The 882-nt window shown below is 56.5% G+C and carries 1 protein-coding gene; it reads left to right on the top strand.

Annotated features, from left to right (window positions below):
- Positions 1–870 (top strand): amidophosphoribosyltransferase (locus tag A3754_RS02885; RefSeq protein WP_255363107.1); only part of this gene is annotated, 870 nt, incomplete at its 5' end.
- Positions 871–882: the final 12 nt, after the last annotated feature.

Here is an 882-nt window from a genome sequence, read left to right as displayed (position 1 = left end):
GTGGAGCGTGATCTGGCCCCCGGCGAAGCGATTTACATCACCGCTGATGGGGAGATGCACACCCGCCAGTGTGCACAATCCCCGAGCCTGCATCCGTGTATTTTTGAGCAGGTTTATCTGGCGCGACCGGATTCCATTATCGATGGCATCTCCGTGTACAAGGCGCGCCTGCGCATGGGCGAAAAACTGGCCGAGAAAGTGGAGCGTGAATGGCCGGACCACGATATCGATGTGGTCATTCCCATTCCCGACACCAGCCGCACGTCCGCCTTGCAGATGGCCAATCATCTGGGCGTGAAATACCGTGAAGGCTTTATCAAGAACCGGTATATCGGTCGTACCTTCATTATGCCGGGCCAGCAACAGCGCAAGAAATCGGTGCGCCAGAAACTCAACGCCATCGAACTGGAATTCCAGGGCAAGAACGTATTGCTGGTGGATGATTCCATCGTGCGCGGTACCACCTGCAACGAAATTATCCAGATGGCTCGGGAAGCCGGCGCCCGCAAGGTGTATTTCGCCTCCGCGGCACCTGCAGTGAAATACCCGAACGTTTACGGCATTGATATGCCGGTGGCCCAGGAACTGATCGCCCACGGCCGTACCACTGATGAAATCGGTGAGCTGATTGGCGCTGACCGGTTGATCTATCAGGATCTGGATGATCTGGTGGAAACCTGTCAGGAGGGCAATCCGAATGTGGCGTCCTTCGATTGCTCGGTGTTCAATGGCGAGTATCTGGCCGGCAATATCACCCCGGACTATCTGGCCAACCTGGAAGCGCGGCGCAACGACGCGGCCAAAGGCAACAGCGAGAAGACCCAGGCCTTGGCGGATAACGAAATTATCGACCTGCATAATGCTAATTAATGCCGGGCACGC

The organism is Alcanivorax sp. HI0083, from assembly GCF_001635175.1.
The sequence above is the reverse complement of the archived record's forward strand: the minus strand, read 5'-3'. Positions and strand labels throughout refer to the sequence as shown.